The 8,183-nt window shown below is 32.8% G+C and carries 10 protein-coding genes; 1 reads left to right on the top strand and 9 read right to left on the bottom strand.

Features of this window, described 5'->3' with window-relative positions; genetic code table 11:
• The 9 genes from HMPREF9129_RS04640 to HMPREF9129_RS04600 all read right to left on the bottom strand — a co-directional run.
• The coding region (locus tag HMPREF9129_RS04640) for an ATP-binding cassette domain-containing protein (protein WP_004820861.1) at nt 1–893 on the bottom strand (893 nt) is incomplete at its 3' end.
• A complete protein-coding gene (gene modB, locus HMPREF9129_RS04635) occupies nt 890–1,525 on the bottom strand; it encodes a molybdate ABC transporter permease subunit (protein ID WP_004820858.1) in 636 nt (211 codons plus the stop codon). The genes HMPREF9129_RS04640 and modB, both read right to left, overlap by 4 nt.
• Nucleotides 1,509–2,297 (bottom strand): molybdate ABC transporter substrate-binding protein, encoded by a 789-nt coding sequence (gene modA / locus HMPREF9129_RS04630; protein ID WP_004820855.1) that lies wholly within the window; start codon nt 2,295–2,297, stop codon nt 1,509–1,511. The genes modB and modA overlap by 17 nt, the downstream gene beginning before the upstream one ends.
• Nucleotides 2,264–2,944 (bottom strand): winged helix-turn-helix domain-containing protein, encoded by a 681-nt coding sequence (locus tag HMPREF9129_RS10605; protein WP_004820854.1) that lies wholly within the window; start codon nt 2,942–2,944, stop codon nt 2,264–2,266. The genes modA and HMPREF9129_RS10605 overlap by 34 nt, the downstream gene beginning before the upstream one ends.
• Nucleotides 2,941–3,429: a MogA/MoaB family molybdenum cofactor biosynthesis protein gene (locus HMPREF9129_RS04620; protein ID WP_004820852.1), complete on the bottom strand. Its 489-nt coding sequence runs from the start codon at nt 3,427–3,429 to the stop codon at nt 2,941–2,943. The genes HMPREF9129_RS10605 and HMPREF9129_RS04620 overlap by 4 nt, the downstream gene beginning before the upstream one ends.
• 1 nt (nt 3,430) lies before the next feature.
• A complete protein-coding gene (gene moaA / locus HMPREF9129_RS04615) occupies nt 3,431–4,405 on the bottom strand; it encodes a GTP 3',8-cyclase MoaA (RefSeq protein ID WP_004820850.1) in 975 nt (324 codons plus the stop codon).
• Nucleotides 4,383–4,862, bottom strand: a complete 480-nt coding sequence (moaC, locus tag HMPREF9129_RS04610; protein WP_004820849.1) for a cyclic pyranopterin monophosphate synthase MoaC — start codon at nt 4,860–4,862, stop codon at nt 4,383–4,385. The genes moaA and moaC overlap by 23 nt, the downstream gene beginning before the upstream one ends.
• Nucleotides 4,859–5,818, bottom strand: a complete 960-nt coding sequence (locus HMPREF9129_RS04605; RefSeq protein WP_004820846.1) for a molybdopterin-binding protein — start codon at nt 5,816–5,818, stop codon at nt 4,859–4,861. Before HMPREF9129_RS04605 ends, moaC begins: the two co-directional genes overlap by 4 nt.
• Entirely contained in the window at nt 5,799–6,764 is a 966-nt protein-coding gene (locus HMPREF9129_RS04600; RefSeq protein ID WP_004820843.1) for an XdhC family protein, read from the bottom strand. The genes HMPREF9129_RS04605 and HMPREF9129_RS04600 overlap by 20 nt, the downstream gene beginning before the upstream one ends.
• A gap of 161 nt (nt 6,765–6,925) precedes the next feature.
• Here HMPREF9129_RS04600 and ypfJ point away from each other — a divergent pair, with 161 nt between their 5' ends.
• A complete protein-coding gene (gene ypfJ / locus HMPREF9129_RS04595; RefSeq protein ID WP_004820842.1) occupies nt 6,926–7,771 on the top strand; it encodes a KPN_02809 family neutral zinc metallopeptidase in 846 nt (281 codons plus the stop codon).
• Nucleotides 7,772–8,183: the final 412 nt, after the last annotated feature.

Genomic DNA, 8,183 nt, shown 5'->3' with positions numbered 1-8,183 from the left:
TCTAAATCACTATCAACTTCAAAAGTGTATAGATCTCTTAAAAATTCAGCTCTTAAAATTTGCCCTTCAACTTTTAAATTTAAAATATTGTAATTCAAAGAATTTACAATTGAAACTACTTTTCCTTTAAATTTAGTATCACCATCGCTATACTCGGTTTTAAATTTTTTAGGGTTATAGTAAATGTCTCTACCTTTTATTTTTATGCTCTCATACCCTATTAATCTTGCCATATCTTTATTTAAATAATTTCCAAAAGATTCAACTCTTTCATCTGCAATTACCCTACCCTTTTCAATAAAGATAATTTCTTCGCATAATTCCGTTATATCGTCTATATCATGACTAACTATTACAACTGTTCCGTAAAACTCTTTTAGCATTTCCTTAAGTTCACTTCTCAGCTTGACTTTCAAATTCATATCAATAGCTGAAAAAGGTTCATCTAGGAGTATTATCTTTGGCTTGCTTGCCAACATTCTCACCATTGCAACTCTTTGCGCCTCACCACCACTTATATTGTTTGGTTTAGAATCAAGTAGATGTTCTATTCTAAATTTTTTGTAGAGTTCTTCCAAATTTTCTACTTTTGATGTCAACTCTATCTGTTTTCTTACAGTCATATGTGGAAAGAGTGCATAGCTTTGAAATAGGTACCCAACTTCTCTATCTTGAGGTCTCACATTTATATTTTTATCTGAATTATAAAGTACTTCACCATCAAGTTTAATACATCCCGATTTAAGTTCTGTTATTCCGGCAATACTCTTTAATAATTGAGTTTTGCCTGCACCTGATGGCCCAAACAATCCTATTTTTTGGAAATCACTTTTAAATTCAATATCTAAGTCATAACTCTTTAATTTCTTTTTTATAGTTATATCAAGTGTCATTTCTTCTCCGTAAAAAACATAGTTAAAAATATCAACACCGCACTGATTGCAATAACAAGTAACACCAACATATATGCTTGATTATAATTGCCGGCTTGCACAGCTGTATATATTGCCGTCGAAAGAGTTTGAGTTTTGCCTTTTATGTTGCCTGAGACCATCATCGTTGCTCCAAATTCTCCAAGCGCTCTTGAAAAAGATAAGATAAGTCCTGAAACCAATCCATATTTAGAAAGTGGCAATGTTATCTTTCTAAATATTTCTCCATCAGATAACCCAAGTGTCTTTGAAACTAATATACAATCTTCGTTAACTGATTTAAATGCTGCATATGCACTTTTATACATAATTGGAAAACTGACAACTGTCGCTGCTATAATATTAGCTGCTGGTGTAAAAAGTATTTGTATGTTCAGCAAATTATAAAATCCACCAAATATACCTTTATTTCCTAAAACTATAAGTAACAAAAAACCCATTACTGTTGGCGGCAATACCATTGGCAGTGTAAATAATATGTCTAAAATTCTCGACTCTCTTTTTAGAACAACTCGTGCTGCTAATATGGCTAGTATAAATGTAAATATACTAGCCACACTTGCAAATAAAATAGAATTACTTATTAGCTCCATCTATTACCTCATATCCATATTCTTCAAATACTTTCTTAACTTCTTCGCCTTTGATGTATTCATAGAATTGTTTTGATTCAGGTTTGTCATTTAAAAGAGCCATTGGATAAATTATATCCTTGTGAGTTCCATCTTCGAATTCATATACAATCTTAACATCGTCTTTAGCAACTAAAGCGTCTGTTTTGTATACTACTCCGTAGTCAACTTCTCCGCTCTTAACCCATTCCAATACGTTTCTAACGTCTGAACCTAATACAATTTTGTCTTGCATTTTGTCAAATAATCCTAAGTTAGTCAAAGCTTCTTTTGCATACTTACCTGCTGGAACTGATTCAGGTTCTCCGATTGCAAATTTTCCACCATTTAATACATCTTCGATTGACGCTAAATCTTTTTTACCGACGATTACTAATTTATTTTTTAATAAATCTTGAGATTCTTTTACTAATCCCTTATCTTCAAGCTTTGCAACGTGTTCTTTAGAGGCACTGATAAATACATCTGCCGGTGCTCCTGACTCAATTTGAGTTCTCAAAGTACCTGAACCACCCATGTTGAATTCAACAGGACTTCCATATTGCTCGCCTATAATGTTCATAGTTTCTTTTAATGAAGCTGCTGCAGAAACTGTTATGGGTTCCATAGCTTGAACTTCTTCTTTTGGAGCATTGTTTTTAGTTTCTTCAGCTGACTTACTTTGACACGCTGCCAAAACTAACATCAACATCATTATTCCTACCAATACTTTTTGAAAATTTTTCTTACACATTCCTCTACCTCTAAGTTAAATTTAATGTATTTCTTTGCAAACAACTTTCCCTCTTCCGTTAAAAAGCTTTCTCCTCCACCTGTTCCGCCTTGTTTTTTCTCCACAACTTTGTATCCCAATCCCTTTTCCATAGTTCTTATCATCTGTAAAGCTTTAGAATAAGAAATATTCATAGCTGCGGCAGCTGATTTAACAGATTGAGTCCTATCTATTAAATTAAGCAGTTGGGCAGTCCCCGGACCATAAAATCTTCTGTTTTTATTTAGAGTCAATTTCACCTGGCAAGTCATTTGAATGTCTCCCGGAGCTTCAAATTTTTCCGTCTCATTTTCAGACGTGACTAACCTAAAGGAACCGTCTTTAACTTTGAAGATACCATTTGCGCTCTCTTTTTCCAGAGCTAAATAATCAACTCTTAACAAATCTTCAACTAAATCTTCAAATATGAACTTTCTCTCATACTTATCAATAATTTCTTCTGTCGAACTCTTATCTATAAAAATAGCACCCGATTTTATCAAGTGATTTTTATCAACATTATTTTCCACTACAAAAACATCGCTCACAGCCGGCTTTACATTTACCATAAGTGTCCTAAGCACATCTAAGTTGTAATCTTCATCTGGAATTATAATAGCTATTGTCATCTCTCTATCCCCGCACAATTGGATTTTTCAGTATTTAGCATCTTAAGAGCATGTTTTAACGGACTTAAGATAAAACTGATATTTTCTTTAGCTGCCTTTGGACTGCCCGGTAGATTTACCACTAGGCAACTTCCAATTGTTCCACAAACTTGTCTGGATAAAATACCACTTTTCACAACTTCATAAGATTTCATTCTCATAAGCTCAGAAAGCCCAGGAACTTCTCTATCAATTACATCCTTTGTTGCTTCAGGAGTTATATCTCGCATACCCAGCCCGGTTCCGCCTGTAGTTAAAATTAAATTTGCGCTTGCATTTTTTATCAGTTCTTTTTTAATGAGTTCTCTATCATCCGGAACCATTCCAGTTCCTACTACCTCATATCCATTTTCTTTCATCAAGTCTACAATCTCCGGACCACTAAAGTCCGCTTTTTGCTCATAATAACCTGAGTCACTCACCGTTAAAATAAATACACTATACATTTTAACCCCCAATATTATTCATATTGAAATCACTAACCGAATTCATATCAAAATCATTAGCTATTGGTTTCTTATAAATAATTTTTCTCAACTTTTCCTTAAATTCGTCTTTGGAAATTTTCCCTTCAATAAAATCTAACATAGAAATTCCATCTCCATATTCAAGACAAAGTCTCAAATTACCATTTGAATCCATTCTAACTCTATTGCAGTTTTCACAAAATCTGTGTCCAACTGCATCTATAAAACCAATCTTTCCATTAAAGTTTTTAAAAGTATAATATTCAGCCGGTCCATTTCCCAATTTTTCATTTAATAGCTTTTCTTCACCATATTTCACTCTTATTTTAGAAATTATTTCTTCTCTCTTAATTCCTCTATAGTTTACAGCTTCTGATATAGGCATAAGCTCAATAAACCTCACTGCAACAGGATTATTATGTGCAAAGTCTGCAAATGCTAAAATCTCGTTGCTATTAACTCCATCAATTGGAACCATGTTTATCTTTAAATTTTTAAACCCTTTAGCCAAAAGTTTATCTATTGCATTTTTTACAGAATTAAATTCTCCAAATCGAGTAATTTCTCTATATTTTTGCCTGTCCATAGTATCTAGAGAAATATTAATTCCATCTATTCCGGCTTCTAATAAGCTATCTATATTTTCAGATAATAAAATTCCATTGGTTGTCAATGTAACAGATTCAAATCCAATATCATTTTTTAGCGACTTTACAAACTCATTAATACCTTTTCTAACTAGAGGTTCTCCACCTGTTATCTTAACTTTTTTCACACCTAACTCTCTGAAAACCCTTAAAATTTTCAAATAGTCTTCAAAGTCTAGTCTTTCTTCTTCAATCCTACAATTTTCAGGCATACAATAAACACATCTCAAATTACATTGTTGTGTTACAGAAACTCTTATATAGTCTATTATTCTGCCTGACTTATCAACAATTCCTCTTGAATTCACCGCTTTTACCACCGGCCTTATATTCTAATTTTATATCAGTTATTTCCATAGCCCTATCTACCGCCTTAACCATATCATATATAGTTAGTAATGCCATAGAAACACCAGTTAAAGCTTCCATTTCAACACCTGTTTTTTCAGAAACTTTTACCTTACAAATAGCTTTTATCTGTAAATTTTCTTCGTCTATTTCAAAATTCAAATCTGTACCTGTAATGCTTATTGGATGTGCCATTGGAATTAAATCAGAAGTTTTTTTAACCGCCATAATCCCACCAACTTGAGCCACAGTTAAAACATCTCCCTTTTGAATTTCCTTGTTAACTATCTTGCTAAGAGCAACCTCTGACATTTTTATTATCCCACTTGCAATAGCAATCCTATCCGTTACAGATTTTTCAGTTACATCCACCATTCTTGCATTCCCATTTTCATCAAAATGAGTTAAATCTGTCATAGTAGACCTCCATGACCAAGTTTGACAATATCATTTTTTCCCAACTTTATTCCCGCTGCAATCTTAGGTAATATCATATCTAAGATTGTCTTTTCACAGTACATAACAGACCCCGGCAACCCAAGTAGAGCCGTACTATCCTTGTAAGCAACCATAAACATTGCCCCTGGAAGCACAGGAGTACCATAAGTTATCTTTTCAGATGAAGATTTTTTAATCGCTCCCGGTGTATTGTCATCAGGATCCACACTCATCCCACCAGTACAAACTACAACATCTGCTCCTTTTACTACTGCTCTATCTATCTTTTCTGAAATTTCATCTAAATCGTCAGACGCATATTCTTGGCTTATCTCTTCAAAATCAAACTGAGCAAACTTAGTCCTTACAACATCTGTAAATTTATCTTCAATTCTACCCTTTGAAACTTCACTTCCGGTAGTAACTATTGCATATTTTAAAGCTTTAAAAGGAACAACTTCTATTACTTTTTCATCTTTAATTTCATCAATGACATCTTTTTTTATCTTTACCGGAGTTATTCTAGTTCCAGCTATAATATCTCCTTTTTTTACAGCTATGTCAGAAAACTTAGTCGCTATAGTTACATCAGTTATTGAATTCAAATTAAAAAGCTTTTCTACATCAATAATCAATACCCCATCAGCATCCGCAATTAAATTAACTTTACCCTCAGATACGTCTGAAAACTTTATATTGTCTCCAGAAATTTTTCGAGCTATCTCCTTTGCAGCATCTTCTTCATGATATTCATCTTCCAATACTTCAAAAATGTAAATATGCTCTTTTCCCATTTCTAAAAGCACAGGCACATCTTCTTCTTTTATTAAATGACCTTTTTTAAATCTCGCCCCTTTGCTTACCCCCTTTATTATTTGAGTTAAATCATGTCCTAAAACGTATCCAACAGCATCTTCAGTTCTTATTGTCTTCATACATCCCCCTCGCTACTGCCACTATCTGAGCAGTTATAGAAATTGCTATCTCCTTAGGAGTTTCAGCACCTATCTCAATGCCAACAGGAGAAAATACTCTTCCCTTTGCAATCTCTTCATACTCTGTGCCCTCTAAATCTTTAAACATCAAAATAGCTTTTTTTCTACTTCCTATTACTCCAATGTACTTAGGCTTTTTATCAAGTGCTGACTTAAGAGCAATCTTGTCAGAAATATGACCTCTTGTGAGTATTATCACATAGTCATCTCTAGTTATATCCAATTTTTTTACATCTTCATATTCAATCAAATATCTTTTAGAATTTGGAAAATCTTCTTCCTTTAAAAATTCTGCTCTGTTCTCTACAACTATCGTCTCATATCCTAGATAATTCAAAATTGGAACTGTTGCTTGAGATACATGCCCCCCACCTAAAATAAACATCTTAGGCTCTGCTTCAATTTTAAATTTGAATAAATTTTCAGAACTTCCACCTTTAGTAAATGGTTTTAATCCTCCATCTACTTCAATAGTAAAACCACAACTCAAATCTAAATCATATACTACAGAAATATCAGCAGTAGAATAATTGTCCATAATAAACTTTAAATACTCCCCAGCCAATTTATCACTTGGGTCAATGTATTCAAAATGAATTCTATTAGTTCCACCACAAACCATTCCTATATCTTCAGCTTCATTGTTGGTCAATATATATTTATGATTGTCAGAATTTTTTTCTCTAACTAAATTTTTCCCTAATTCAATCGCTTGAAATTCTTGAGCCCCACCACCAACTGTTCCAAAATCATATCCATTTTCAGTTATAATCATAGAAGAACCTTCTCCTCTTGGTGTTGAACCACTCTTAGAAATAATAGTAGCTATTATCAAAGGATTATTTTCTGTATACAACTCGTATGCCCTATAAATTACTTCTTTCATTTTTTCTCACCTCAGAACATTTATTAGAAATAATTATATCAAAACCATATTAAATCTTCAATTAACCATAGAAATAGATTTATTCTTTCACTTTATAATTTTATTATTACATTTACATTTTGGGTAAATAGATAAAAATGTAATAAATAGGTGGAGATATTATGAAATGGCAAGGTAGACGACAAAGTTCTAATGTAAATATAGGTGGAGCAGGAAGAAGAGGTGGTATGGCTCCAATCGGAGGTGGCGGACTCTTAATAATCATGTTAATAGTATTTTTAATGGGAGGAAATCCACTTGAAGTATTAAATAATGGCTCAAGTAGAAATACAACTCAGCAAGTTTCAACACAACATTCACAAGAAACTAAAACACGTCAAGAATTTCTTTCAGTTGTCTTAGCTGACACAGAGGACGTATGGAAGGAAATATTTAAACAACATAACTTAAATTATTCAGAACCACAACTTACACTCTATACAGGTTCAGCCCAAAGTGCCTGTGGGACAGCTTCATCTCAAACAGGACCATTTTATTGTCCGGGTGATGAAACAGTGTATATGGATACAGATTTTTATGATGACTTGCACAATAAATTTGGTGCAACTGGAGACTTCGCTCTAGCATACGTATTAGCTCATGAAGTTGGACACCATGTTCAACACCAATTAGGTGTATTAGACCAAGTCTTTGCTCTAAAAAATAAATTAAGTGAAGTAGAATTTAATCAATATATGATTAGGCTTGAACTTCAAGCAGATTATTATGCTGGAGTTTATGCACACTATGCGAAAAAAATGGGATATTTAGAACCTGGTGATATAGAAGAGGCCATGAATGCTGCCGCCGGAGTTGGTGATGACAGAATTCAAGAACAAGCTTATGGAAAATCAATACCTGATACTTTCACACACGGTACAAGCGAACAACGTATGAGATGGTTCAAAAAAGGATATGAATCCGGAACAATTGAAGCTGGAGATACTTTCAGTGTTAAAAATTTATAAACCTACTTGTAATAAAATAATGCAATGTGAAGTAATTTGTATTTGAAAACTCCTCCCGAATAAGATGATAATAAACATGGGGAGTTTTCATGTCTCTTGAATTTATAATCTAAGCACAACAAAAAATGATTCAAAATTTTCTGATAAAATAGAATTAGCAAATAAAACTAAAAGTCAAGAGAAACTATAAACCACTATAAACATTTTCCACTAAAAACCAAGAAACAATAAAAGGTAAGATTATAATTAGTAACTTAATTACAGTTGACCCTTATATATTTAATTCAGAAGGTTCATTGGAAATTGGAACTGATACTATTTTATGGCAAACAAGTAAATCATATTTAGTTACGTTTAATTATCAATAAACTTGAAGTTAATTTTACAACTCAATTCTTTAATCTTAAGATCT

The organism is Peptoniphilus indolicus ATCC 29427, assembly GCF_000227315.1.
GTDB lineage: Bacteria > Bacillota > Clostridia > Tissierellales > Peptoniphilaceae > Peptoniphilus > Peptoniphilus indolicus.
The sequence above is the reverse complement of the archived record's forward strand: the minus strand, read 5'-3'. Positions and strand labels throughout refer to the sequence as shown.

Bases quoted from the DNA above. Each gene is read 5' to 3' on its own strand.
- modB (WP_004820858.1), bottom strand. From the start codon at position 1,525: ATGGAGCTAATAAGTAATTCTATTTTATTTGCAAGTGTGGCTAGTATA.
- modA (WP_004820855.1), bottom strand. From the start codon at position 2,297: ATGTGTAAGAAAAATTTTCAAAAAGTATTGGTAGGAATAATGATGTTG.
- HMPREF9129_RS10605 (WP_004820854.1), bottom strand. From the start codon at position 2,944: ATGACAATAGCTATTATAATTCCAGATGAAGATTACAACTTAGATGTG.
- HMPREF9129_RS04620 (WP_004820852.1), bottom strand. From the start codon at position 3,429: ATGTATAGTGTATTTATTTTAACGGTGAGTGACTCAGGTTATTATGAG.
- moaC (WP_004820849.1), bottom strand. From the start codon at position 4,862: ATGACAGATTTAACTCATTTTGATGAAAATGGGAATGCAAGAATGGTG.
- HMPREF9129_RS04605 (WP_004820846.1), bottom strand. From the start codon at position 5,818: ATGAAGACAATAAGAACTGAAGATGCTGTTGGATACGTTTTAGGACAT.
- HMPREF9129_RS04600 (WP_004820843.1), bottom strand. From the start codon at position 6,764: ATGAAAGAAGTAATTTATAGGGCATACGAGTTGTATACAGAAAATAAT.
- ypfJ (WP_004820842.1), top strand. From the start codon at position 6,926: ATGAAATGGCAAGGTAGACGACAAAGTTCTAATGTAAATATAGGTGGA.